At 53.5% G+C, this 22798-nt stretch carries 35 protein-coding genes and 1 tRNA gene; 23 read left to right on the forward strand and 13 right to left on the reverse strand.

Features of this window, described 5'->3' with window-relative positions; genetic code table 11:
* Positions 1 to 27 precede the first annotated feature (27 nt).
* Both ABNV41_RS02335 and efp read right to left on the reverse strand, forming a co-directional pair.
* A complete protein-coding gene (locus ABNV41_RS02335) occupies positions 28 to 858 on the reverse strand; it encodes an inositol monophosphatase family protein (RefSeq protein ID WP_349935081.1) in 831 nt (276 codons plus the stop codon).
* Between the two features lie 45 nt (positions 859 to 903).
* Entirely contained in the window at positions 904 to 1470 is a 567-nt protein-coding gene (gene efp, locus ABNV41_RS02340) for an elongation factor P (RefSeq protein WP_003625750.1), read from the reverse strand.
* 159 nt (positions 1471 to 1629) lie between these two features.
* Between efp and ABNV41_RS02345 the strand changes: the two genes are divergently transcribed.
* Positions 1630 to 1719, forward strand: a tRNA-Ser gene (locus tag ABNV41_RS02345).
* Positions 1720 to 1791: 72 nt separating this feature from the next.
* On the opposite strand, the gene xerC is transcribed toward ABNV41_RS02345, so the two are convergent.
* The 8 genes from xerC to ABNV41_RS02385 all read right to left on the reverse strand — a co-directional run bounded on the left by xerC (position 1792) and on the right by ABNV41_RS02385 (position 4817).
* Complete coding sequence (xerC, locus tag ABNV41_RS02350) at positions 1792 to 2820, reverse strand: tyrosine-type recombinase/integrase (RefSeq protein ID WP_349934913.1); 1029 nt, start codon at positions 2818 to 2820, stop codon at positions 1792 to 1794.
* Entirely contained in the window at positions 2817 to 3044 is a 228-nt protein-coding gene (locus ABNV41_RS02355; RefSeq protein WP_349934914.1) for a hypothetical protein, read from the reverse strand. Before ABNV41_RS02355 ends, xerC begins: the two co-directional genes overlap by 4 nt.
* Before the next feature lie 8 nt (positions 3045 to 3052).
* Positions 3053 to 3361: a helix-turn-helix transcriptional regulator gene (locus ABNV41_RS02360; protein WP_349934915.1), complete on the reverse strand. Its 309-nt coding sequence runs from the start codon at positions 3359 to 3361 to the stop codon at positions 3053 to 3055.
* 74 nt (positions 3362 to 3435) lie between these two features.
* Complete coding sequence (locus ABNV41_RS02365) at positions 3436 to 3675, reverse strand: hypothetical protein (protein WP_349934916.1); 240 nt, start codon at positions 3673 to 3675, stop codon at positions 3436 to 3438.
* Positions 3654 to 3995 (reverse strand): hypothetical protein, encoded by a 342-nt coding sequence (locus ABNV41_RS02370; RefSeq protein ID WP_349934917.1) that lies wholly within the window; start codon positions 3993 to 3995, stop codon positions 3654 to 3656. Before ABNV41_RS02370 ends, ABNV41_RS02365 begins: the two co-directional genes overlap by 22 nt.
* Positions 3995 to 4225: a hypothetical protein gene (locus ABNV41_RS02375; protein WP_339077035.1), complete on the reverse strand. Its 231-nt coding sequence runs from the start codon at positions 4223 to 4225 to the stop codon at positions 3995 to 3997. Before ABNV41_RS02375 ends, ABNV41_RS02370 begins: the two co-directional genes overlap by 1 nt.
* On the reverse strand, positions 4222 to 4479 hold the full coding sequence (locus ABNV41_RS02380) for a hypothetical protein (protein ID WP_349934918.1): 258 nt from the start codon (positions 4477 to 4479) through the stop codon (positions 4222 to 4224). Before ABNV41_RS02380 ends, ABNV41_RS02375 begins: the two co-directional genes overlap by 4 nt.
* Entirely contained in the window at positions 4476 to 4817 is a 342-nt protein-coding gene (locus ABNV41_RS02385) for a hypothetical protein (RefSeq protein ID WP_339077036.1), read from the reverse strand. The genes ABNV41_RS02380 and ABNV41_RS02385 overlap by 4 nt, the downstream gene beginning before the upstream one ends.
* A 90-nt stretch (positions 4818 to 4907) precedes the next feature.
* Between ABNV41_RS02385 and ABNV41_RS02390 the strand changes: the two genes are divergently transcribed.
* On the forward strand, positions 4908 to 5162 hold the full coding sequence (locus tag ABNV41_RS02390) for a hypothetical protein (protein WP_349934919.1): 255 nt from the start codon (positions 4908 to 4910) through the stop codon (positions 5160 to 5162).
* A gap of 1 nt (position 5163) precedes the next feature.
* Here the strand turns inward: ABNV41_RS02390 and ABNV41_RS02395 are convergent, their stop codons facing one another.
* From ABNV41_RS02395 to ABNV41_RS02405, 3 genes are all read right to left on the reverse strand, one after another.
* Positions 5164 to 5583, reverse strand: coding sequence for a hypothetical protein (locus ABNV41_RS02395; RefSeq protein ID WP_349934920.1), 420 nt, complete (start codon positions 5581 to 5583; stop codon positions 5164 to 5166).
* Positions 5584 to 5713: 130 nt separating this feature from the next.
* Positions 5714 to 6457 (reverse strand): 3'-5' exonuclease, encoded by a 744-nt coding sequence (locus ABNV41_RS02400; protein WP_349934921.1) that lies wholly within the window; start codon positions 6455 to 6457, stop codon positions 5714 to 5716.
* An 87-nt stretch (positions 6458 to 6544) separates the two neighbouring features.
* Positions 6545 to 7294: a S24 family peptidase gene (locus tag ABNV41_RS02405; protein WP_349934922.1), complete on the reverse strand. Its 750-nt coding sequence runs from the start codon at positions 7292 to 7294 to the stop codon at positions 6545 to 6547.
* Positions 7295 to 7378: 84 nt separating this feature from the next.
* Here ABNV41_RS02405 and ABNV41_RS02410 point away from each other — a divergent pair, with 84 nt between their 5' ends.
* The 21 genes from ABNV41_RS02410 to ABNV41_RS02510 all read left to right on the forward strand — a co-directional run bounded on the left by ABNV41_RS02410 (position 7379) and on the right by ABNV41_RS02510 (position 22775).
* Positions 7379 to 7594, forward strand: coding sequence for a carph-isopro domain-containing protein (locus ABNV41_RS02410; protein ID WP_349934923.1), 216 nt, complete (start codon positions 7379 to 7381; stop codon positions 7592 to 7594).
* Positions 7591 to 8313 (forward strand): hypothetical protein, encoded by a 723-nt coding sequence (locus ABNV41_RS02415; RefSeq protein ID WP_349934924.1) that lies wholly within the window; start codon positions 7591 to 7593, stop codon positions 8311 to 8313. Before ABNV41_RS02410 ends, ABNV41_RS02415 begins: the two co-directional genes overlap by 4 nt.
* Entirely contained in the window at positions 8310 to 8783 is a 474-nt protein-coding gene (locus ABNV41_RS02420) for a hypothetical protein (RefSeq protein WP_349934925.1), read from the forward strand. The genes ABNV41_RS02415 and ABNV41_RS02420 overlap by 4 nt, the downstream gene beginning before the upstream one ends.
* The gene (locus ABNV41_RS02425) at positions 8780 to 9274 is read left to right on the forward strand and encodes a hypothetical protein (protein ID WP_349934926.1); all 495 of its coding nucleotides are present in this window, start codon (positions 8780 to 8782) and stop codon (positions 9272 to 9274) included. Before ABNV41_RS02420 ends, ABNV41_RS02425 begins: the two co-directional genes overlap by 4 nt.
* Positions 9267 to 10424, forward strand: coding sequence for a hypothetical protein (locus tag ABNV41_RS02430; protein ID WP_349934927.1), 1158 nt, complete (start codon positions 9267 to 9269; stop codon positions 10422 to 10424). Before ABNV41_RS02425 ends, ABNV41_RS02430 begins: the two co-directional genes overlap by 8 nt.
* On the forward strand, positions 10421 to 10678 hold the full coding sequence (locus tag ABNV41_RS02435) for a hypothetical protein (RefSeq protein WP_349934928.1): 258 nt from the start codon (positions 10421 to 10423) through the stop codon (positions 10676 to 10678). The genes ABNV41_RS02430 and ABNV41_RS02435 overlap by 4 nt, the downstream gene beginning before the upstream one ends.
* Entirely contained in the window at positions 10645 to 11136 is a 492-nt protein-coding gene (locus ABNV41_RS02440; RefSeq protein ID WP_349934929.1) for a hypothetical protein, read from the forward strand. Before ABNV41_RS02435 ends, ABNV41_RS02440 begins: the two co-directional genes overlap by 34 nt.
* Before the next feature lie 99 nt (positions 11137 to 11235).
* The gene (locus tag ABNV41_RS02445; RefSeq protein WP_349934930.1) at positions 11236 to 11646 is read left to right on the forward strand and encodes a hypothetical protein; all 411 of its coding nucleotides are present in this window, start codon (positions 11236 to 11238) and stop codon (positions 11644 to 11646) included.
* Positions 11647 to 11795: 149 nt separating this feature from the next.
* Positions 11796 to 12671 carry a tyrosine-type recombinase/integrase gene (locus tag ABNV41_RS02450; protein WP_349934931.1) on the forward strand — a complete coding sequence of 292 codons (876 nt, stop codon included), beginning with the start codon at positions 11796 to 11798 and terminating at the stop codon, positions 12669 to 12671.
* 37 nt (positions 12672 to 12708) lie between these two features.
* A complete protein-coding gene (locus ABNV41_RS02455) occupies positions 12709 to 13341 on the forward strand; it encodes a DUF3164 family protein (protein ID WP_124306387.1) in 633 nt (210 codons plus the stop codon).
* Positions 13338 to 13667 (forward strand): HNH endonuclease signature motif containing protein, encoded by a 330-nt coding sequence (locus ABNV41_RS02460; RefSeq protein WP_349934932.1) that lies wholly within the window; start codon positions 13338 to 13340, stop codon positions 13665 to 13667. Before ABNV41_RS02455 ends, ABNV41_RS02460 begins: the two co-directional genes overlap by 4 nt.
* Before the next feature lie 258 nt (positions 13668 to 13925).
* Entirely contained in the window at positions 13926 to 14462 is a 537-nt protein-coding gene (locus ABNV41_RS02465; protein WP_349934933.1) for a terminase, read from the forward strand.
* Positions 14452 to 16242 (forward strand): terminase large subunit, encoded by a 1791-nt coding sequence (locus ABNV41_RS02470; protein WP_349934934.1) that lies wholly within the window; start codon positions 14452 to 14454, stop codon positions 16240 to 16242. Before ABNV41_RS02465 ends, ABNV41_RS02470 begins: the two co-directional genes overlap by 11 nt.
* The gene (locus ABNV41_RS02475) at positions 16230 to 17540 is read left to right on the forward strand and encodes a phage portal protein (protein WP_349934935.1); all 1311 of its coding nucleotides are present in this window, start codon (positions 16230 to 16232) and stop codon (positions 17538 to 17540) included. The genes ABNV41_RS02470 and ABNV41_RS02475 overlap by 13 nt, the downstream gene beginning before the upstream one ends.
* Before the next feature lie 6 nt (positions 17541 to 17546).
* Positions 17547 to 18290: a head maturation protease, ClpP-related gene (locus ABNV41_RS02480; RefSeq protein ID WP_349934936.1), complete on the forward strand. Its 744-nt coding sequence runs from the start codon at positions 17547 to 17549 to the stop codon at positions 18288 to 18290.
* 50 nt (positions 18291 to 18340) lie between these two features.
* Positions 18341 to 19591: a phage major capsid protein gene (locus tag ABNV41_RS02485; protein WP_349934937.1), complete on the forward strand. Its 1251-nt coding sequence runs from the start codon at positions 18341 to 18343 to the stop codon at positions 19589 to 19591.
* A gap of 2 nt (positions 19592 to 19593) precedes the next feature.
* Positions 19594 to 20238 carry a hypothetical protein gene (locus ABNV41_RS02490; RefSeq protein ID WP_349934938.1) on the forward strand — a complete coding sequence of 215 codons (645 nt, stop codon included), beginning with the start codon at positions 19594 to 19596 and terminating at the stop codon, positions 20236 to 20238.
* Positions 20238 to 20585 carry a hypothetical protein gene (locus ABNV41_RS02495; RefSeq protein ID WP_349934939.1) on the forward strand — a complete coding sequence of 116 codons (348 nt, stop codon included), beginning with the start codon at positions 20238 to 20240 and terminating at the stop codon, positions 20583 to 20585. The genes ABNV41_RS02490 and ABNV41_RS02495 overlap by 1 nt, the downstream gene beginning before the upstream one ends.
* The gene (locus tag ABNV41_RS02500) at positions 20560 to 20970 is read left to right on the forward strand and encodes a hypothetical protein (RefSeq protein WP_349934940.1); all 411 of its coding nucleotides are present in this window, start codon (positions 20560 to 20562) and stop codon (positions 20968 to 20970) included. Before ABNV41_RS02495 ends, ABNV41_RS02500 begins: the two co-directional genes overlap by 26 nt.
* On the forward strand, positions 20967 to 21446 hold the full coding sequence (locus tag ABNV41_RS02505) for a hypothetical protein (RefSeq protein WP_349934941.1): 480 nt from the start codon (positions 20967 to 20969) through the stop codon (positions 21444 to 21446). The genes ABNV41_RS02500 and ABNV41_RS02505 overlap by 4 nt, the downstream gene beginning before the upstream one ends.
* A gap of 60 nt (positions 21447 to 21506) precedes the next feature.
* Entirely contained in the window at positions 21507 to 22775 is a 1269-nt protein-coding gene (locus tag ABNV41_RS02510; protein WP_349934942.1) for a phage tail tube protein, read from the forward strand.
* Positions 22776 to 22798 lie beyond the last annotated feature (23 nt).

Raw genomic sequence — 22798 nt, forward strand, 5'->3', positions numbered from 1 at the left:
TTTGAAAGCTAATATGGGGCAGAAGAGTTAGTTGCCGTCTTTAAGGCTATCTGCCACCACTTCCAGAAGTTTGCTGTGCAGGTTGCCATTGCCAGCAACAATCATGACATCATCAGGCAGATCATCCAGATCAACGCCTGCGGGGTCTGTTGCCTGGCCGCCAGCTTCACGCACGATAAGGGCACCGGCAGCGCAATCCCACGGTTTGATGCCGAATTCCCAATACCCTTCGTAACGTCCGGCAGCTACCCATGCCAGATCAAGCGCTGCGGCACCAAAGCGGCGCACACCAGCAACACGCGGCATAAGGGCACCCAGCACGCGTGCAAACGGCAGACGCATACGTGCAGGCACCTTGGCGAACGGAATGCCTGTGGCAAACAGGGATTCCTGCATGTCACGCCGTGCGGAAACACGGATACGCCGTTCGTTCAGATAGGCACCGGTGCCTTTTTCTGCCCAGAACATTTCACCTGCTGCCGGGTTATAAACCAGCCCTGCGGCCAGTTCGATACGCCCATCTGGCAGGCGGCGCTGCAAGCCAATGGAAATAGCCCAATGCGGAATGCCGTGCAGGAAGTTGGTGGTGCCATCCAGCGGGTCTACCACCCAACGCCATGTCCAGTTATCGCTGCCGGATTTGCCGGATTCTTCCATGAAGAAGGCATAGCCGGGGCGGGCGCGTTCCAGCTCTTCCCGCAGGATCTGTTCTGCGCGTAGATCAGCTTGGGAAACAAAGTCTCCCGGCCCTTTGATGCTGACTTGAAGCTGCTCGACTTCGTTAAAATCGCGCAGGAGACGCTTGGCCGCCTTCTGGGCTGCTGTTTGCATCACCATCATGACGGGGGAGAGACGCATGGCCACTGTAGTTTTGTCCTGCTCTGGAGAGAAAAACGGAAGGGATCAGTCTTTGGCGCGTTCGACGTAGGAACCGTCTTCCGTCCGAACCACAATACGTTCACCCGATTCAATAAAGGGCGGCACCATGGTTTTGACACCATTGGAGAGTTTTGCGGGCTTGTAGGAGGAAGAGGCTGTCTGGCCTTTTACAACCGGGTCAGCTTCCACAACTTCCAGCGTAACCTGCGGCGGCAGATCAATACCAACCGGATCACCTTCAACCAGATGCAGGTTGATGGTCATGTTATCCTGAATGAACGGAGCCTGATCACCCAGCAGATCCACGGGAACTGTCAGCTGGTCGTAGGTTTCCGGGTCCATCAGAACCAGCAGTTCGCCATCGGTGTAGGAATACAGGTATTCCTTGTCTTCCGTCATCAGGCGTTCAACGCTATCAGCGGTCCGCCAGCGTTCGTTGGTTTTGTTGCCGGTTTTCAGGTCGCGCATTTCAACCTGAATGAATGCTCCGCCCTTGCCGGGGGTGATGATCTGCTGTTTCAGCACCGTCCAGCGGCGGCCATCATGCTCAATCACCTGACCGGCGCGGATCAGGTTTGCCTGCTGTTTCATAATTCGTCCCTGAAAGGAATGTCCATTAAGGATGGGGCTTGTACAAGCCTGACGCCCGAAGAGCAAGTTTACTCCGTTTGATATATCGTGTTTTCTCCCGCTGGACAGGGTGGCCATATCCTGTTTATAAGGCGGCAGGTCCTCAGATGGATGAATTGAGGATGGGTGTCCGAGTGGTTTAAGGAACTGGTCTTGAAAACCAGCGTACGGGGAACCGTACCGTGGGTTCGAATCCCACCCCATCCGCCAGCACTTTATTTTATCCCATAAAAACAAGGCACTTTATCCAATGTGTGCCAATCCGTGTTTTGTGTGTGCCAATTATTCGATCTTGATCATGGCCTCTTGAGCTAGGCGTTTCTGCTCCACAGCACGGGTATATCTTTCCACCTCTGATAGAGTCTTATGCCCTGTGATGGATGCGATCTGGTGCGTGGTGCAGCCAGCTTCTGCAAGCAGTCTAGCTGCTGCTTTGCGTAACCCGTGAGGGCTGCATCCTTTGGGCAATCCGGCTTCCTGACACCATTCCGAAAAATTGTTATAAAATCCGTTCACAGAAAACGGCTTGCCATACTCTGTGGCAAGGAATGTTCCTGCACCTACATCCTGCCAAGCATTCAGTTCTGCCTGAAGTTTCGGATGAATAGGGATGTCCAGCTTTGCACCAGTTTTCTGCTGCGTGACCTTAATGCTTCCGCCAGACACATCCTCTGGGCGCATGCGCACAACATCACTTCTGCGCTGGCCCGTATATAATAATAAAGCAAATGCCAGACGCTGCTTTGTGCCTGTAGGCCAATGCGACTGATATTTCTCAATCTCTGCATCAGACCAAGAATGCAGCCCCTTGGATCTTATTTGCAGGCGCTTAATACCCACGGCAGGGTTATCATCACGCCAGCCAATATCTATGGCATAGTCCAGCATCATGCTGAGAATGCTTAATATGCGATTAGCTGTTGTGGGGCCTGCTTCTTCATATTGGCGCATGATGAAGCGAATATTTTGCGGAGCCATATGCTTGACCGCGCCTTGAGCGCAATCCATTGCAGCTATTCTGTTCAGAAGCCGATCATATACCTGTTTCGTGCTCTGTTTGATGGTTTTATATTTGTGGGATGTTTTCCACTGCACGATAAGGTCAAGCAAGCTGCCTTCAATCGTTTTAGACTTCTGCACTTCTATCTTTGGGGCGTCCCCATTCAGGAGACGCAGATATTCGGCATAGAAATCTGGGCTGGATGGATCTGGCAGCTTAGCCTGCTTATGCCCCGGCTTTCTGAGATAATAACGAGTCTTCCCATTGCGGCCGGGGAACTTGTGAACGTATTTCAGGCGTATGATTGTCACCTGAATTTATCCCAGAAATTCTGTTCGTGAGAATCCGTTGATTTCCCTGACATACGATCAATAAAGCTGTTTAATTCCTCTACATCGTAGCTAATGCGCTTCGGCAGCACCCTTACACCTTTTACTTGCGGCGCTACTTGCTCCCTGAATGTGGTTACAGACATACCCATGTATGAAGCCGCTTCCTTCGTGTTGAGAATACGGCGGGTAGGTGCTGCAATCATTCCTCTCATCATGCTTCCAATCCTTCAAAAAACCATGTCAGCGGCACGTCCAGTGCGGTGGCGAATGTTGGCAAGAGCGTGGCCTTTATGGCGTTCTTGCCGGTTTCATACTTCTGCATCTGCTGGTAGGTGCAGCCTATGGCGTGGCCTAGCTGTTCTAGGCTCATGCGCAGTTCGTGGCGGCACTGGCGGATGCGAAAACCCAAGCGTTTATCGTTACGGATACGCTTTGGCGCTTCCACCTGTGGTGGTGGTGCGTAGGTGCCTAGAAGCTGCTCCAGATCTATCTGTGCAGAAGTAGGAACGTGTTTCCGCATATTCCGATAACTGACAGCACAATCCACAACATGGTGAGGCGCTGAGACGGTGCAGGGTTGCGCATTGATGTTTCCTACGCTGCCAAACATTTTCTGACCTCACGGCGGATAATTGGGTATTCCTGCCGTGCCGTTTCTGTAAGGGCACAGTACCAAAATCCGTCTATTCTGATGTGCCGCACCAGTTTTCTGGCTGCGAGTTGAGCAGATGCTGATGCTACTGTTTTGCTGTGGGTGAGGTATCCATCCGGCTGAGCAGCCAAGATGGAAAGCGCCACAGCCTGTTTGCGGGTTAATGCGCTGCGGTTGAGCATGGTTCTGCTTCTTTTGCTTTGGGGAATTCACTGGTGCCGTATTGAATGCCTGCATTCACAGTCTCAACGAAATACTCCGGATTTTTGAATTTCTTTGAGAGACCAGAAGAAAAACCGAATACAGTTGAAGCAGCCAGAACAATATCTATTGGCGTATCTCCAATTAAAGAGAAGGCTGCACGGCATCCATCATCTTCAATTTGGACCAATACTGCGGCCATACTAAATCTGGCGTCTTCTGGCGCAGACTGTATGAGTTCCTTGAACTCCGCATATGTGCGGTCAAGATCAAGTAGCGCCTGTTCTTTCTTGGTGGTCATTATGCAGCCCTCACTTCACCCAGAATGAAATCCTGAATCCGTGCCATAGGGGTTCGGCGCTTGGCGTAGCCTATGCGCAGGGCGGTATCTGCAATGTCCTGCTCGGCCTCCATTGCGGCGGCCATGTCTTTGACCAGGGAAAGCATGGCCAGCTTTTCTTTGCTGTCCACATTACGGTGGATGAGCTGCTCCAGCTGCGTGCGGGCAGCCTGAAAGGCGTGATTGTTCATTTGATGTAGCTTTCAAGGATATTGGCGCGGGTATAGAGAAGCTCGGCTTCTTCACGGGCATGGTGCGCAAGCTTGCGCCATGATTCCGCGCCGTAATGGTTTTCACTGGCCCTACATGCGCGGTGATAGGTTTCCAGCACGATGGAATGAGACATCAGGGCATCAGCCTGCACGCGGATAAGCGCAGCGCGGCGATGTATTGATTGTGCTGTTTTGAATGAGCTGAGAGGCGCAGGGCAGGGAATGGCGTTCATGCTGCCTGCTCCCTGCGGCGGTACACCACGTTAAGCGCAAAGTGCAGCCGCGTGCCGTAATCCATGTGCGCGGTTTTTATATTCAGGTTGCGCCTGAGCGTGCCCAGATCTTCCAGCACTAGCCGGATATCTGCTTGCACCATGGTAGCCAGATCCAGCGGGCAGACACGGGCATGACATACGCGCAGCAGCTGCCTTGTTTTGTCGTAAATGTTATTTTTGGAGGCCAGACTGGTAGGCTTGGAACTTTCAATTACGCGCTTGATGATGCGTTCGATATTCCGGCTCTCATCTACTGAGAACTGATACCGTTCTGTCCGATTAGGCTGATGAACCATCTTGCTTCTCTTTGAAGGGGAAGCCTGTTGCCAGACTCCCCCAACTTTTCCCATTCTTGGCGCGCCAACAGACCCAAGAAAGGAAAAACGGTGACAAAACAAATCTCTAAAGAAGTAGATTGCGCTCTTATTCAGGCAGCGGGTGCATTAACGCGCAGTTACCACAAGAACAAGGCAATGACGGCTGTAGAAAAAGAGGTTGCCGAAATTGCATGCAATCTGGAAATTCCAGCTCAAGAATTTGCAAAGCGCACAGCAGAAGCAAGAAACCGCCATAATAGTCTTGAAGAAGTTCTTGAGGGGCTGCGTGCTAAGTTCAGAGATGGAACTTTTTCTGCAGAGTAATTTAGGCTTTCCCTCTGATAAGGGCTTCTTGTCTGCGTATTGCGATCAGAAGTTCCTTGTTAGAGGGCTCTTCCTCTTCTGTAGCTACTCCCTGTGTGTCAGGGATTGCTGCATTCTTGCGCAATTCAGCAATGGAAGCTGTTACCAGTGCTTCTACACGGTCACGGATACGGAGCAGGCGTTGGGCATCTGGATCTTTTTCGATAAAAAATGATGCGGTATACCGCGCTAACTTAAGCGCTTCCACTTTGCGCTGATCCCTGAGCGCATCACCATTACGGGATGCGGCGTCTGTTCCGCTTTCTGCTTCCTGCGCGATGGAATAAGGCACGCGGATTTCTGTGGGGAATGGCCCTGTGCGTTCTTCTATCAGCACAAAGCCGCCATCGGCTTCTTCAATTTTGTATCGTGTATTCGACACGGATTTTCTCCACCACGGGTTGTGATGGGATTGTTGTGCGCTTTTATCGCACAACAATCAAGCGCAAAAAACGCACAAAGATTTGGATTGACGATGAGTGTTATGTAACTATTTGTTTATATTGAAAAAATTATTCTCCTAATATGTCTTTGCGTTTTTTCACATTATTCCGACGCGGAAGTTTTCCCTCAGGAACAGGTGGCGGAGTAATGAAATTCTGCAATTTAGGGGAATTGATTTTATTATATGCATCTAGAATATTAATATTACTCATTTTTCTTAAATATAAAAACATGCACATCATGGTATCTTCAGCAGCGTCATGGATAGATGTTTCTCTACGGATACCAAGCCTTCCTGCACATGAGGCTAAGCTTCCTCCATGCATTTCCATAGTGCACATTGTATCAAGTTCACCGATATCTATTTTTGCATCGGCGAAAGCATTTCGTATAAATTTCATATCGAATTTAACATTATGAGCAACAATTAAATCACTTTCTTTAATTAAATATAATATATTATGCATTTTTTCTTCAAATAAGTTTTGGTGTCTTAATGTCCAGTCATTATATCCATGTATTTTTTCTGCAACAGGATGACTTTTTTTACACGGATCGAATATATAATGCAGACTCTTGAAAATTAGTTTTTGTTTTTCTTCGCTTTCTTGAGCATCTAATAAGATCATGCATATACTTACAATCTTATCATCTCCATGTAATCCTGTTGTTTCAACATCGACGAATAATGGCTTTCTTTTTCCTTTTATGTAGATAGGTATAGGTTCGTTTTTTTGTTCAGTATATTTTTCTTTTTCCATACGGAATGTATCTATATTTCTTGACTGTTCTTTTTTCATTTGTGGTTTCATCGACTGTTTCTGTGTTTTCTTTTTTGTAGAATTAAGTAAAATAAATAAAAATACAGATGCGCATATAATAACATAAACCATTTTAATTTACTTCCACGTCCATTTCCCAACTACACGTCCATTTATGATGATTTCTGACAAAAGAGCTTCATCAGCTGGGTAAGTTGGATTTACGCTAATAATCCTTACTCTGGGGGGATTAGAGCGTGGAATAACCTGTAATTGTTTGATAACAATACCTAATCCGTTCCAGATAACATACATGCCATCTGGTGTTGGTATTTTATGGTCTGTATCAACCAAAACTCTATCCCCAGCGTTTAATTCGGGTTCCATAGAGTTTCCCACCACGCGAACAATCGCTAGGCTTTCTGAGTTTGGTAAATAACTTTCGATATAATTTTTAGGTATTTCCCAAGCACCTAACACAACATGGCTTTCAGCAAGTCCACAATGCTCATCAATATATGCACCTGCTCCTGCTTGTGGAGATATATCGAACTCTCTTATCCTGACGGATCCTTTTTGTGGTTTTCTGCTACAATTTGCTTCTTCTGCGCGTTCTACTGTTGCCGTGAGGCCATCTTCCCCGGCTGACACGCCAGCTAATCCCCAGACTTCATTAGGAGTGATAGGGGGTTCTCCCCGATCAACTAGAAGCGGCACCATAGCTTTTACCATGGGTATAGGAAGAAATTCGCGCTTATAAGTCGTTTCGTATGTGCGATATGAGGAATATTTATCTTCATATCCCAAAGCTTCTGCAAATTCTCGGACGGTATATCCGGCGCGATTTCTAAGGGTTTTCAACCGTTGGGTGACATGTATCTCGTTCATTTATCTATTTTGTGCGATAGTGTCGCACATGTCAGTGCGTAAATTCCGCTTGCGGTCTGTGCGTAAAAGACGCACAATAATCTTATGTCGATTATTCGTGATGCAATAACTGCCATGGGTGGCACCAGAAAAGCGGCTAGAACGCTCAATTTGCCACCTTCCACCGTTCAAAGCTGGAAAGCTAAGGGGCGTGTGCCTGCTCATTGGGTAATCCCATTGGAAGTAGCAAGCGGATTTAGCCGTGAGAAACTACGTCCAGATCTCTTTGCTAAGCATGAAAGCACTGGAGTTGCGGCATGACTGATTCCCATAACAATGAAGCTACCAATCACGGCGCATATAGTCATGCGGATGGTGTCCAGCTTGCGGATCTTGATGCCTTCAAGCGTCTTCCTGTTTCTGAGCGTGTTCAGATTGTAAATGCGCTGATGGCACGAACGGAAGCATTTCTTGGTGCAGGCTTTGGTGATGTTTCAGCTGTGTATGACCTTCAGATCATACACACACTGAACAGGGTATCGCCTTACAAACAGAGAATTTTACAGCTTTTGCCCAGTCAGGCACCAACCGGAGCAGGGGGGCATACAGTTATCGTGGATGCCTTAGTGCAACCGCTAACGTCTCAGGGGATTTTGAAAGAGATTGTCCCTGATCCGTCTAATTGTGCCTTTGCTGATGAAAAGACAGTTTCAGCTACGGCTTTTCCTGAAGCAGAAACGGACGGCAGATCAGCTTCTGAAGTTTCACTGGATAGGCTTGAAAGCTGCTCTTTCACCAGCGCCAATTCTGCATCAAGCCACTCAGCATTTCGGCCTGTAGCATGGGCAGCATTTGCTATCATTCTGGCCATGATCATTTCAATAGCGAGAAGGTGGCCACGCAGGTTTTCCATGAATTCATCCTTGGTTCGGTTTTTGGACAAACGGACAATGGATGATGGCGGGTGGCATGGCAACGTGCCACCCGATTCCTGCTCTGCGGTTTTCCCTCAAAACATGAATGCTGGAGATGTGGCATGACTGATTCCCATGAAACCAACCATGCCGCAGAGGCCGGAAGCCGTCACGCGGATGGTGTCCGGAGCGCAGGCCTGAGCAATGAGCAAGCCCTGCGCAAATGGGCCTTGCAGACAATTCTGCTCAGCCCGCACCCCATGCCTTCATCATGGGCAGATTTAGAACGTGGGGCATCGCGCTTGATTGCGTTTGTGGAAACTGGATCTTCAGTTCTTCCAGAGTTCGTCTCTCGCCAAAATACTTCCTTTTTCAGCCGGGGCGTTGAGGCCGGGAATAAGGATGTTGGCGCCTTTAAGGGCTTCCAAAATCTTGGTCTGCGTACGCTCCAGTTCGGAAATGCGGCGTTCCAGTTCTTCCGTAGTCGGCTTCATAAGAGATCGTCTCCATTTTCTGGTGTGAACAAGCAAAAAATGGACGATGGCGGGCGGCATGACAACGTGTCGCCCGATTCCTCCGCTGGATATCCAGCATGATTCCGTTTTCCCATCGCTTTCTGGCGTCCATCAAAACAGCCACAAAACGTGCGGTTGAAGCCGTTGGAGATTTCCGGGCCGCAGCTGGCTTTACGCGCGTGCAGAAATCTCAACTGGAGGCCTATGCCAGCAGACATCAGCCAACCGTTATTCCGCTGGATATCGCCATAGATCTGGACAGATGTGCCGAGCAGCCCATTCTGCTTTCAGAAATGGCGCACGCGCTGGGTTATGTTGTGCTGCCCATGCACGTTGGCCCCGGTGATTTTGGCCGAGACATGAGCGAATACAGCATGGTTTCGGGAGAGATGGTCTCCACCGCTATCCGCATTCTGGAAGACGGTGTGATTGACCCCCAAGAAGCCAACGAAATTGCACCCAAAATGGCAAAAACCAAGCATGTGCTGGAGCGGGCTCTGGCCCGTATTCATACCATCCAGCAGATGGGCAAGCCGTATTCTGTAAAAGGGGAGGGCCAAGCTGATGGCTGACCTGATCCGCCCACATATTCAGGACTTTGCGCGGGATGATCTGCCATCACTCAAGATGGTGCGTTCCATGCCTTCCGAATATCGCGGCGTGTTCGAGAACCTGCGTGATGCGCTGAAAGAGGCACGTTCCTGCGTGTTTCGTTCTGGCCAGTATGTGCTGACCGATGCGGAAATTGCCGTGCAGGCGTGGCTGCATCAGGATGTGCTGTCCCGCGTGCTACCGCAGCTCATCCAGCGCGGCTTTCTAGCGCGGGATGATGAAGGCGCGTTGTTCAGCCCACACCTGTATGATCGCCTGTTGCGCAAGGAAGAGCGTGAAGCCACCAAGGCCGAAGCAGATGCCCGCTGGCAGCAGATGCAGGAAAGCTGTGATGTGCCACCCGGACTGACACGTAAGCAGATTACCGCACGTGAGAATGGGAAAAAGGGTGGACGCCCACCAGGAAGCGGTAAGAAGGCTGCTGCTGACCATAACCAACGCCATATGCCTTTGGCATCGGTTGTTCAGGGTGGAAAAACCGAAACCCAAAACCCAAACCAAAAACCCAATTCGGTTTTGGTTTCTGAAAATTTGGGTTCCGTGGGTTCCATAGATCTAGAATTAGAGAGAGATATTAATATTCCTTCTAGTTCTATTTCTGGGGAAACCGAAAACCCAACACTGGCTCAGGAGCAGGTGGCCCAGACAGTAGCCCGCGTGATTGCCACAACCGGCATGAACGATCAGGCACCGTATGCGGTCTCGCTGGTGCGGCGCTGGATGGGGCAGGGCGCAGAGCCGGATACCATTATTTCTGCCATTCGGGAGCATACCGAGGCCATGCGCAAGAATGGTGAGGAGCCCCGGCGGCTAAAGGTGTTTGAAGCCGCAGTTTTGCGCGGCATAGAGGTGCAGCATTTGCGCCCGAAAGCGCAGGATACAGCCCCCGAAAAACTGCAGACAGCCAAGGAAAATGCCAAATTTGAGCAGGCATGGGCCAAGGCCGCCAAGGTTTGGAAGGATGCGTTTACTGATTGCCGAGATTTTGGGGCTGTAAAGCGTCGCTGGCTAGAACTGGCGCAGGAAAATGGCCTGCCGCCCGTGCCGTTTGAGAAAGCCGCGTATCAGCAGCACTTCATGCACCAGCAAAGCGCACAGGTGGCAGCATGAGCCTGCGTGTGTTGCTGCGAAACCTGCGGTTGAAGGCCGAAGGCAAGCCGAACCCGATTGATGCAATGGAAGATCTGCGGGCCAAGTTAGCCCAGGAACAAAAACGGCGTGCAGAGGCTGAACTGGAAATCACCACTCTGCAACGCCGCTTGTTTGATTACGAGAATGACCGTCCCCGCGATGCCAGAGGAAGATATGCACAAAAACGCGGGGCTGCAACATGCAAGAATTACCTCCCACGCCGGAGCGCCTAGATAAAGGCGATATCACCAGCGTCTATATTGAAGATCCGGTTAGTAAATCAGATCTGCCGCGCCTGCGTTCATCGGGCGCGGTTTATGCGTTGCAGAAGTCTGGCACGTTGTCAGATGCGCAAGTTGCAGCAGCAGAACAGTGGGCGCTGGATTATGAAACCGGCCTTTTAGGTGCGCGGGATCCAGACGCATCCAAGCAATGTGGAAAGCCAGATCCTGAAAACGCCTTGATTGCGCGTATTCGTGCAGCTGATCGCTGCCGATATATTCGGAAGCATATGGGGCCGCTAGGCGAGAAGTTTTTAACGGATTTAATGGTGAACGGTCTTTCTGTGCAGAAAATGTCTGAAAAACACAGCAAGCGGCGTGAACGCATAGCCGGTGCCATTGATTTCTGCCTGGAGCAGCTGGCTGACCTTTATACAGATATGCCAGGGGATCTCTGGTTCAATAAATAGTTGCTTGCGGCAGCTTTCGCGTTTAAATTGTCAAAATAGTCGAAGTCGTGTGTCCATCTGGGCCACGGCTTTTTTTGTATCTTCTGAAAAGCTGAACGCATGAAACACTGGCAGAAGATCTGCCGTGGTGCTGTTCTGCTGCGTGGGAAGAAGATTGTTCTAGTCGTTTCGGCAGATGGAAATGTGGCGCATTGCGTGCGCATGGTTCCAGATCGTCTGCCACGGCATCGGGCTGATGTGATTTTGCGGGCCGTTGGTAGCCTGAAAAATACGGTTGCCCGGTGTGATGCCCTTGCATGCGAAAAATATGGCCACCTGCAATCACTGCGCGAACTGCCAGCGGGTGCGGTGTATGCTGAGCACGACATGCAGCGCATTGATGCCGCGCTACGTAAAGAACATGCTTCCCGCACGGTGGAAGAGTTTCCACCCGGCGTGATGGAAACAACATGGCGCGGGCCAAAATGGGGTGATTGCGGCCGCAAGGTTGGCGGCGCTCCATCCGGTTAAAAGCGTCATGATAACGCGGTATTATCTGACACGGCATACCTGCCGAGGTGTCAGATAACCCGCAGAACACCCCCCAAACCCGTCAGATAATCTCTGTTATCTGACGGATTTTGAGGGTTGGAAATGACCCGATAATATAGGGAAATCAAATGGTTAGCGGTGATCAGCCTAGATCGGCCGCGCCAGCAGTGCCGGATGATGGCATTCACCGTGCGGATCTTCCGCTGGTCAAAACGTGGCTGCACAACCGCAGCAGCAACACGGTGCGGGCCTATCACACCAACGTTGCAGAGTTCGCCCGTTTTGTTGCCAAGCCGATGGCAGATGTTGCCTTGGCTGACATTCAGGCATGGAACGACAGCATGGCCGATGCGGCGGACAGCACGCGGCGGCGCAAGATCAGCGCCGTGAAATCGCTGCTGACCTACGGCCACAAGCTGGGCTTTCTACTGCAGGATGCAGGCGCTGCGTTCCGCATGGAGCGTGGCCGCGACAATCTGAACGAGCGCATTCTTTCGCGCCAGCAGGTGTTGGCCATGCTGGCAGGTGAGAAGGATCCGCGCCGCCATGCGTTGCTGGCGCTGCTTTACGGCACCGGCCTGCGGATTTCAGAAGCCTGCGCGTTACGCTGGCGCGATATGACACGCCGCCAATCGGGCGGCATTGCAACGGTTTTCGGCAAGGGTGGCAAAACCCGCCATGTGCAGGTTTCACCATCGTTGTGGAAAGAGATCGCGGCTGTGCGGTCTGATGTCGGGCCAGATGCGCCCGTTATCCCCGGCCACGATGGCGGCCTGCTTCATGAACGCGCTGTGGATCGCGTTGTGAAGCGGGCCGCAAAACGAGCGGGCCTGCCGCCTGATGTCTCTGCTCACTGGCTGCGCCATGCTTTTGCGTCACACCAGTTGGACGCGGGGCAGCCGGTGCATTGGGTGCAGGCCCAGCTCGGCCACAGTTCGCTGGCCACGACAACACGATACAGCCATGCCAGCGCAGACGCTGCGGGCGCTGACCTTCTGGCCTGACGCCAACCGGCGCGGGCGTTTCTGACAACGATGGAGAATGACAATGCAAACCGTGCCTGACGGTTTCATGCAGGACAGTCGCGGGCGCTTGGTTCCTGAAGCGAATGTCCGGCCATCTGACAAGCTGCAAGATGAGCTGGTGCGCCGTTTGCACCGTGAAGCCGAGCCGGTGCGGCAGTTCATGATGGATTTCAAGCGGCTCTGCTTTGCGGAAATTCATGCCTTTCTGGATCTGGTGGCCGAGCAATACAGCACCAAGCTGGGCAGCGACAAAGGGAACGTCACCCTGACCAGCTATGATGGCACGCTGCGCGTGACTGTGGCGGTCGGCAACGTCATCTCGTTTGGCCCTGAAATTCAGGCGGCGCAAACGCTGATCCATGGTTGCTTGAACCGCTGGTCTGAAGGTGCCAACGCCAACCTGAAAGCCGTGGTGCTGGATGCGTTTGACGTGGACAAGCAGGGCAGCATGAACGTTGGCAAGATCCTCGCGCTCCGGCGTCTGGAGATTGACGATGAGGAATGGCAGCGCGGTATGCAGGCGATTTCTGACAGCGTGCGCGTGGATGTGACCAAGGACTACGTGCGGTTGCACCGGCGGCCATCGCCAGATGCCAAGTGGGAGCTGGTGACGTTCGACCTGTCCAAGCTGGACGTGGCCACCACATGAGCAGCCGCAAGAAAGCCGTTCTGACGTGCATGAGGCCGCTTGTTGGCGTTCTGGATACCAGCATAGCCAAAGAGCCACCCAAACGCGCTGACGGCTTTTACACAAGCCCTGAGTGGCGTGCCCTGATGGCTTCCATCAAGCGCAAGCGGCCGCATTGCTGTGAACAGTGCGGCCGCACCGGCACGCGGCTCTTTGGGGATCATATTCAGGAGCTGAAGGACGGCGGCGCACCGCTGGACGAGAACAACGTCCAGTTGCTCTGCGGATCTTGCCATACGGCCAAGACCGCACGGGTGCGGGCAGCACGAAACGCCGTTGAATACTGAAAAACGGCGGTTTTCTGCCATTTTTTGGTGCCATGCGCCCGCGTCATGCATGGCTGCGATGCCATGCGTTCAGCGGGTGGGGGGCGGGGTAAAAGTATAATCGACCCAAGGCACCTGAACCGCGCCAGTGGCACGCGTGAAAAATTTTTCGTTCCAGCGTTTTGAAGTGCGCACTTTTGTTGCGCGGGATGGTGGGGAATGCCCAAAAAAACTGATACGGATTGGCACGCGATAGAGGCTGATTTTCGCGCAGGAGCCTTGTCAAACCGCCAAATTGCAAAAAAACATGGCGTAGCCGAAAGCACGTTGCGCAAGCGCATCGCGTCCGGTGGATGGGTGCGCACTTCTGCGCAAAAAGTGCGCAAAAACACCAAAACTGCGCACCAACCTGCGCACAAGCCCCAGCGCACCCCCGCTCCACCACGGGAGAAACCGCTGTCCAGCGGGCGTGGAACGGCCAACAACCTGGATGAACGCACCGAAAATCTGGTGTCGCGGCTGCTTGGCGAAGTTGAGGACACGACTGCGCATCTTGGCGAGATTTCCGAAGCGATTGAGCTGGAAACAGCCACCGACAATGGATCGCGCCGGCGCGATGCGATGTTGAAGGCCATCAGCACGAAAGAGCGGGCGGAAACCGTGCGCACGCTGAAGCAGATCCAGATGATGGGCGTCACGGGTTCCGGAAAAAAGAAGGGTGTGAAGGAAGAGCGCCGGGAAGCTGCCGAGAAAGCAGCCAGCGGCAAGTTCTCACGCATGTCTTCCCCCAAACTGGTTGTGAACAATGGCAAGTGAAACCGAGAAAAAGCCCGCAACACGCAAGCGCAAGGCGGCAACCACCGCACGAAAGACCAGCACAGCCACCATACGGCGCAAGGCAGCGCCTGCGGCCAAGGCTGGCCTGTCATGGAGCACAGCCTGCCGGGATTGGGAAAAGCGCATCATTGCGGGCGAAAGCCTTGTGCCATGTGATCCGCTTTTTCCAGATGCCGCTGCGCAGGGGATGGCTGTTTTCAACGCCCTGAAGATCGTGGACGTGCTGGGTGAACCGACCATTGGTGAATCCTGTCGTGATTGGCTGAAGGACTTTGCCGCCGCCATTTTCGGTTCATATGACCCGGAAACCGGAAAGCGCATGATCACCGAGTTTTTCCTGCTGGTGAGCAAGAAGAACACCAAGAGCACCATTGCGGCGGGCGTGATGTTGACGGTGCTGATCCTGAACTGGCGGCAATCAGCCGAGTTCCTGATCCTGGCACCGACCAAGGAAGCCGCAGACAATGCCTTCAAGCCTGCGCGGGACATGATCAAAGCAGACCCTGAACTGGATGCCCTGTTCCATGTGCAGGATTACACCCGCATCGTGACGCACCGTGAAACCGGGGCGACACTCAAGGTTGTGGCGGCAGATGGCTCTTCTGTTGTGGGCAAGAAAGCCACCGGCATTCTGGTGGATGAGCTGTGGGAGTTCGGCAAGAAGCCCACGGCTGAGAACATGCTTATGGAAGCTACTGGCGGCATCGCTTCTCGTCCGGAAGGCTTCATCATTTACCTGAGCACGCAGTCGGATGAAGAGCCTGCCGGTGTGTTCAAGAGCCGTCTGGAATATGCGCGTGGCGTGCGGGACGGCAAGATCAATTCGCCCCGTTTTCTGCCGGTTATCTACGAATTTCCCAAGAAAATTCTGGATAAGAAAGGCGAGCACAATCCGGATAACTGGTACATGACCAACCCCAATCTGGGGGTATCGGTATCGGATGAGTTCCTGCGGGACAGATACGCCCAGGCCAAAGAGGCTGGGGAAGGCGTGCTGCGCGTCTGGATGGCCAAGCACCTGAACGTGGAAATGGGCATGTCCCTGCGCGAAAAGGCATGGGCCGGGGCCAAATATTGGGAATGTCAGGGTGATCCGCTGGTCACGCTTGAGCTGATCCTAGAATGCTCTGATGTGATTGTCTGCGGCATTGATGGGGGCGGTCTGGACGATTTTCTATCTCTGGCTGTGCTTGGCCGGGATGAGGAAAGTGGCGATTGGCTGCATTGGCAGCGCAGTTGGGTGTTCCAGGACGTGCTGAAGCATCGCAAGGAGGAAGCGCCGCGCTATCTGGATTTTCAGAAGCAGGGTGATCTCGTCATTGTCCATGAAATGCGTGACGACAATCGGCAGTTGGCGGACGTGGTGGAAATGATCGACCAGTCCGGCAAGCTGGCCATGGTTGGGCTGGATCCTGCGGGTGTGGCTGAAATCGTGTTTGCCTTGCATGCCCGTGGCATTGAGCAGGAGCGGATTGTCGGGATCAGCCAAGGCTGGAAAATGACCGGGGCCATCAAGACGCTGGAGCGCAAGCTGGCAGATGGCACGTTCTCCCATGGGGCGCGTCCGATCATGGCCTGGGCGGTTGGCAATGCGAAGGCGCAGGCCAAGGGCAACAATATCGAAATCACCAAACAGATGGCAGGCGGCAAGAAGATCGACCCACTGATGGCGCTGTTTGATGCCGTGGCCTGCATGAGCCGGAACCCGGAGCCACCGATCCAGAGTATTTATGATCGTGAGGAACTATGGGAATCCTGAACAGCATTTTCGGTGGCGAGCAGAACACGCCGCAGGAACGTAAGGAACCCTCGTTCTTTGCCTCTGGCAACCCGGAAAATCCCAGCACACCGCTGACCGATATTCCAGATTGGTCGGAATGGCTGGGATACCCTGGCGGCCGGAGTATGGATTGGGCGCCACGGGTAACGGAACGCACGGCCATGGCATGTTCTGCCGTGTATCGGTGCGTGACGCTGGAAGCCGGTGTAATTGCCGGTCTGCCACTGAAGATCTGGAAACAGCATCCGGGCGGCCAGCGGGAAGTGCAGCCGAACCACAAGCTGGTTCCGTTGCTCAATACAGTGCCATATCCGGGCCGTTCCCTCACCTCGTTTGTCTGGCGTGAGCTGTGGGGCCTGAATGTGCTGCTCTGGGGCAACCATTACAGCGCCATACGGTATGACGGCGCTGCACGGGTGATCGGGTTTGAAACCTTCATGCCATGGCAAGTGCAGGTGGTGCGATTACCAGCCAAACCGGGTGTGAATTACTACGTCTGCACACATCTGGACGGCACTGTGGAAACTGTCCTGCAAGAGGATATGATCCACATACCCGGCCCCGGTTTTGATGGTGTGAAGGGGCTATCGCGCATTCAGGCATTTGCGCGTGGATCCATTGGCCTTGCGCATTCCATGGAAGAGCGCACCGGTCGGATGCATCAGAATGCTGCATTGCCCAGCGGGGTGATGCAGGTGTCCAGCCGAATGAATGATGATTCCTTCAGGCGCATGAAGGCGCAGCTGGATCAGAATTATTCGGGTGTTGGGAAATGGGGCAAAACCATCATTGTGGATGATGGTGCGAAATACACCCCATTCCAGTTAAGCCCGCAGGATCTGCAAACCATTCAGGCCCGTGGCTATCAGGTAGCGGATATTTCCCGATTTTTCGGGGTGCCGCTTCATATGCTCAATGCCACGGACAAGAGCACATCATGGGGCACGGGCCTTGCAGAAAACACGCTGGCCTATCTGATTTTCACGCTGGATGCGGATCTCAAACGCATTGAGAGTGAACTGAACGCCAAGCTGTTTTTAGGCACGAATTTCTTTGCGGAGTTTGACCGCGAAGGGCTGCTTTCCATGGATCCGCTGAAAGCGGCTCAGGTCACGGCAGCGCAGGTGCAAAGCGGCCAGCTTACAATCAACGAAGGCAGGGCAAAGGATAATCGGCCGCCGGTCTCTGGTGGCGATACGGTGTTCATCAATGGCGCATATGTGCCGCTGGAACAGCAGATCAAAGATCCTGCACCACCCACGCCTGCTAAAGAATGAGGCAACATGTACCGACATAATTCACCAGCAGCCCGGTTTTCCAACCGTGTGTTGCTGACATGTGCGCAGGCTGGTCTGCCCCAGACATTGGACATGCGGCCGCGTGCCGCAGCTGATCAGCCTGCCGTTATTTACTTGTATGATGAAATCGGCCTCTGGGGCGTCACCGCGCAGGATTTCACGCAGATCCTTGTCAGTGCTGGCCCAGGGCCGATTGAATTGCACATCAACAGCCCCGGCGGTGATGTGTTTGACGGTCTGACCATTTATAATGCGTTGGAAGCGCATGATGGCCCAGTTTCTGTTGTGGTGGATGGTCTGGCGGCTTCTGCGGCATCCTTCATCGCTCTGGCAGGGGATACCATCAGCATGGCCCCAAATGCCTTTCTGATGATCCATAATGCCTGGGGCGTTGTAGTCGGCAATCAGAACGACATGACGGAAACAGCCGCAGTTCTTGCCAAGATAGATGGTAATCTTGCCAACCTGTATGCTGGGAAAACCGGACAGACCGTGCCAGCCATTGCCGACATGATGAACGCAGAAACATGGTTCACGGCGCAGGAAGCCAAAGATGCTGGCTTTATTGATAGCATTACGGATGCCAGCCAGAACAAGGCGCAACTGACGCTGAGGGCAGGGATGTTTCCCAAGCAGCCCACGGCCCAGCAAAAGCCCCAGAATACGCTGTCAGTGCCCGATATCGCAGCACGCCGCCGCATCGTTCAGCTGGCTGAAGCTGAAAACTGACACCGGCTGCTGAACAGCGGCCACCCCATTTTTTCCGGAGACAAGAGAATATGAAATCCAAGGAACTGCGCGCCAAACGGGCGAAGCTGATTGAAGACGCACGCGCTCTGACTACTGGCGACACCATGACGGCCGAGCAAGCGGCTCAGTTTGATGCCATGATGGCTGAAGCTGACCAGATAAAGGCACAGATTGATCGCATTGAACGTGCCGAAGATGCTGAGCGCACACTGGCGCAGGGCGTTGCCAACCGCGCAGATGACAACGGCACCAGCCCGGATGAACAGGAAGATGAAGAGCGCCGCCATAAGCGTGTGTTTGCTTCGTGGTTGCTGGGTGGCATCAACAGCCTGACAGGCGAAGACCGGGATTATGTTGTTAAGCGCATGTCGGCAGCTCAGTCGCAGTTCAAGAATGATGCCAATGGCACAGGCACAGGGCCTGCCGGTGGTTATCTGGTGCCGCCTGCTTTTTCCGATCAACTTCTGGTTGCCCTGAAGGATTATTTCTCGGCTCTGGATCTGTTTGATGAGGTTGCCACCGCAACAGGCGCAGATCTGCCGTGGCCCACCAATGATGATACCAGCCGCCGTGCCCGGATCATTGGGGAAAACAATCAGATCGGGCAGTCCCCCATGACCTTTAGCCAGTCCGTCCTGAAGGCATTTCTGTATGCCACGGATGCCGTGCTTGTCCCGTGGACACTCATGGAAGACAGCTTCATTGATCTGGATGCCTTCATCACCACCGCGCTGGGCACGGCATTCGGGCGCACGCTGGCAGATGATCTGACCAATGGCACAGGCAACGGTATGCCCATGGGTGTGGCAACAGCCGCGGCTGCTGGCCCAACCTCTGTGGGGGATACCATCGCCTTTGAGGACATCATGGAGCTGAAGCACAGCGTAAACCGTGCGTATCGCACTGGTGCCGTGTTCATGATGAATGACAACACGGTCAAGTCTCTAGCGTTGCTGAAGGATAACGAAGGCCGTCCGCTCTGGATCCCGTCCTTGCAGGTGGATTGCCCGGATGTGCTGGCTGGCTTCCCGATTGCCGTGAATGAAAGCATGGCGGACGTGGGCGCAGGCAATGCCCCGATCCTGTTTGGCAACATGAAGAACTACAAGTTCCGCATCGTCAAACAGGTATCCATCGTGCGCCTGAACGAACGGTATGCCGATTTCCTTCAGACCGGCTTCTTCGGATATGCGCGGTTTGGTGGTGGCCTGCCGTCTGCGGCTCAGCCGATCAAGAAACTGGTCATGAAGGCCGCCGCAGCTCCTAAAGCAGGCGGCTAATCATGCACACGCTTTCGCTGGAAGGCCTGTCAACAGTGGTTCCGCTGGCCCTGCTGGCGGATCTGAAGGCGGAGCTGGGAATCATTGATGGCACCACAGATACCATGCTGGCAGGCAAGCTGATGGATGCCTCCAGCATGGTGCTGGATTACATCGGCAGGCCCTTGCTTTCGGGAGAATGGACAGAGGAATTTGTCATTGAAGGTGGCGACCTGCTGAAAGAGATTGTTCTTTCAGTGCGGCCGCTGGTTTCCATTTCCTCCATTTCCCGAAACGGCCAGGAGTGGACGCCTGATCAGCTTTCAGACCTCGTTCTGGATAAGCGGGCAGGCATCCTCTCACATCCCACACCAACGCGGCGCAGGTGGCAGCATGGTGTGTATAATGCCGTTTATACGGCCGGATACGCACCACCGCAGGTTGCTGATGATGGCACGGTGACCAAAGGCACACTGCCACAGACCATTTCACGCGCCACGGTGCTGGCAGCTGCGGCCATGGTGCAAGGGGCAGGGCGAGATCCCAACCTGAAATCAGAAAGCGTGCAAGGTGTGGGTTCCACCAGCTGGAACATCGCTTCAGGCACAGGCGGTTTGCCGCAACAGGTGGCCGATATGCTTGCAAGCTATCGGGGAGCGCATCTGTAATGGGCTGGATCACGCAATCACGCCGCCGCCAGATCTCCACCAAAGGCCGCCAGATGGTGCTGTCCAGGGCAGATGGCACGGCCAGCGTCACGTTGATGGCCTACGCACCGCCTGCACAGTCTGCCCAGATCACGAATGACATGGCGCAGGCTCCATTCGTGGCGCAGGTCATGGCGGATGCGCTTTCCGACTACGGCATGCCTGCCCAGGACGATCGGGTGCAGGACGGGCCCAAAACATACACGCTGACAGATGCGCAGCCCGTTTATGATGGGCCAACCGTCTGCGGCTGGACATTGATTGCCGCAGGAGGCGAGACGCATGACAACGCCAGCAGTCTTCTCTGATGCCTGGACACGCGCACAGGCCGTTGCTGAAGCCCAAAAGCTGAAACTGCTGGATCCGGCAGGCCAGAACATCACCGTGCCAGATGGCCCATATTGGGTGATGGAAACGGCATCCGGATTGGCAGACCGTGCAGGCGCAGGCGAGCCGGTAGATCTGGAAAACGGCACCATCTGGCTGCATCTGATGGTGCCCAAGGGCACCGGAACGCTGGAAGCTCTGGAACTGCGCAAGGCCATGTCCGTGGCCTTCAGGCAGGCCACAAACCTGCCAACGGGCATCCTCTATCGCGGCCATATGTTTGATCCGCCAGATCTGAGCCAAGCCGGCAACCGCGTCCGGTTTTCTCTGGGGATTGATTACGAATATCAGGATATTCTGACATGAAATTCTACGCGCTTTATGAAACCGGCCCTAACGCGGGCACTTTCGAACTCGCTTCCACTGAAATTGATGCAGACAGCACCTCTGCTGCTGTCGCCATTGCCCAGAAGGATGCGCCAGCAGGATGCCGCACGGCTGTCTGCCCTTATCGGGCCTTGTCTGGTCTGCCTTCCAGTGTCCCGCCGACAGCAGATGAAAGCGGCAAGCAGTATGATGTTCTGGCGCAGCCAGATGGCGCGTCCGGTCTATTTCAGGACAGCGGGCAGGTATTCGGATCCATGGCAACGGATGCCGCAGGCATGGTGCTCTCCCTGGAACGCTTCTTCGGCTACCGTCTAGGGCTTCTACCACAGGGTGAAAAGGCAGATGTGGCGCCAGCAGCATCTGGCAGCAGCACATCCTCCACAAGTTCTGGTGCCGTGTCCGTAAGCAGCGGCACAGTCGTCAGTTCCGGTGGCACGGCAACGACAGCCAGCTAACATTTCCCATATTTCGTGCATTCAGGCCGCCAGTGAGCGGCCTTTTTTATTGAGGTGATCATGGCCTACACAGGCGGCACAAATGGCTATGCAGCCGGTGCGGAAAGTAATTCCAGCGCATTAGATTATGCGCTGGAGACCACTTACAACACACCACCCACCGGGGCATATCAGGCGCTGCGTTATACGGATTTTTCCCTGGACGTAAACGAAACTGAAGCACAGCCTGACGAAATCAATGATGTTCCGGAAATGGCGGAGTCTGTCCTGACAGGCCGCACAACACAGGGCAGTCTTTCAGGCATTATGTCCGTTGTCACGTATGAAGATATGCTGGCGGGCATCATGGGGGCTGATTGGTCTGCCAATGCCGTTTCAATGGGCAATCCAGGCAGTGATGTTCTGCATGCCTCTGACACTTCCTTTATGGATGGCGTAGATTGTCTGCAAACAGCAGACGTGACCAGCGCCAAAAAATTTCCTGCTGCAGGAAATCTGATCATTTCTGATCCAGACTGCGGTTTTGTAATAAACGTGCCTTATACCAAAATTGATACCGTTTCTGTCCCCAATTCAGCGGTTTTTGTTTTTGGCAACGGCATGTTGAATTCCGCAGCCCCGCTCTTGAAGCAGTGCTACGGAGTGATGGGCACTGGCTCGGTAAAGCTTGGGGCGAACAGCACGTATTTCATTCCCAGCATTCTGAATGGGAAGCTCGGGAAGGCTTTCACGTTCCGGCAAAAACTTGCCAATAACTGGCGGCTGTTTTCTGGCACCATGGTCAATCAGGTGCAGATCACGCTGCAAAAAAGCCAGCCAGCTACAGTCACCATTGATCTGCTGGGTTCGGACATGGCTGTGTCCACATCCGATATTTCCTCATCTGTCACCCCACGTACGGCCACACCGCTGATTGATACGGTAGAAGGCTTTATGGGTTGCAGCATTTTCGGAAATGCACCTGCGGGATGTATTCAGTCTGCCACCATTACCCTTTCGCGTGACAGTTCCGGACAGGATACCGGCATGGGCCATGTCGGTGCGTGTGGTATCAGATTTGGCAGTTTCAAGGCTGCCATGGAAATCACTTATTTCTTCAAGGATTATCAGCAGTTTACAGACTGGAAAAACGGCAAGACAGGCCCTGTGACAGTTGGTGTGCAGGGCAGGGATGGCGTTGGGTATCAGTTCACCGTTCTGAACGGCGTTATCCGTAATCCCAAGGCTCCGATTTCTGGGAAAAATTCCACTGTGGTGGCAACCGTTTCCGTCACGGCAAACCCCATTCCAGGCGGTGGCACGTTTGCGATCACACGCGTCAGTTCCTGATCACTCCGTTTTTTCTGTTCTCT

Origin of the sequence: Acetobacter sp. A11-2 (assembly GCF_040208445.1) — a bacterium.
Lineage (GTDB): Bacteria > Pseudomonadota > Alphaproteobacteria > Acetobacterales > Acetobacteraceae > Acetobacter > Acetobacter oryzoeni.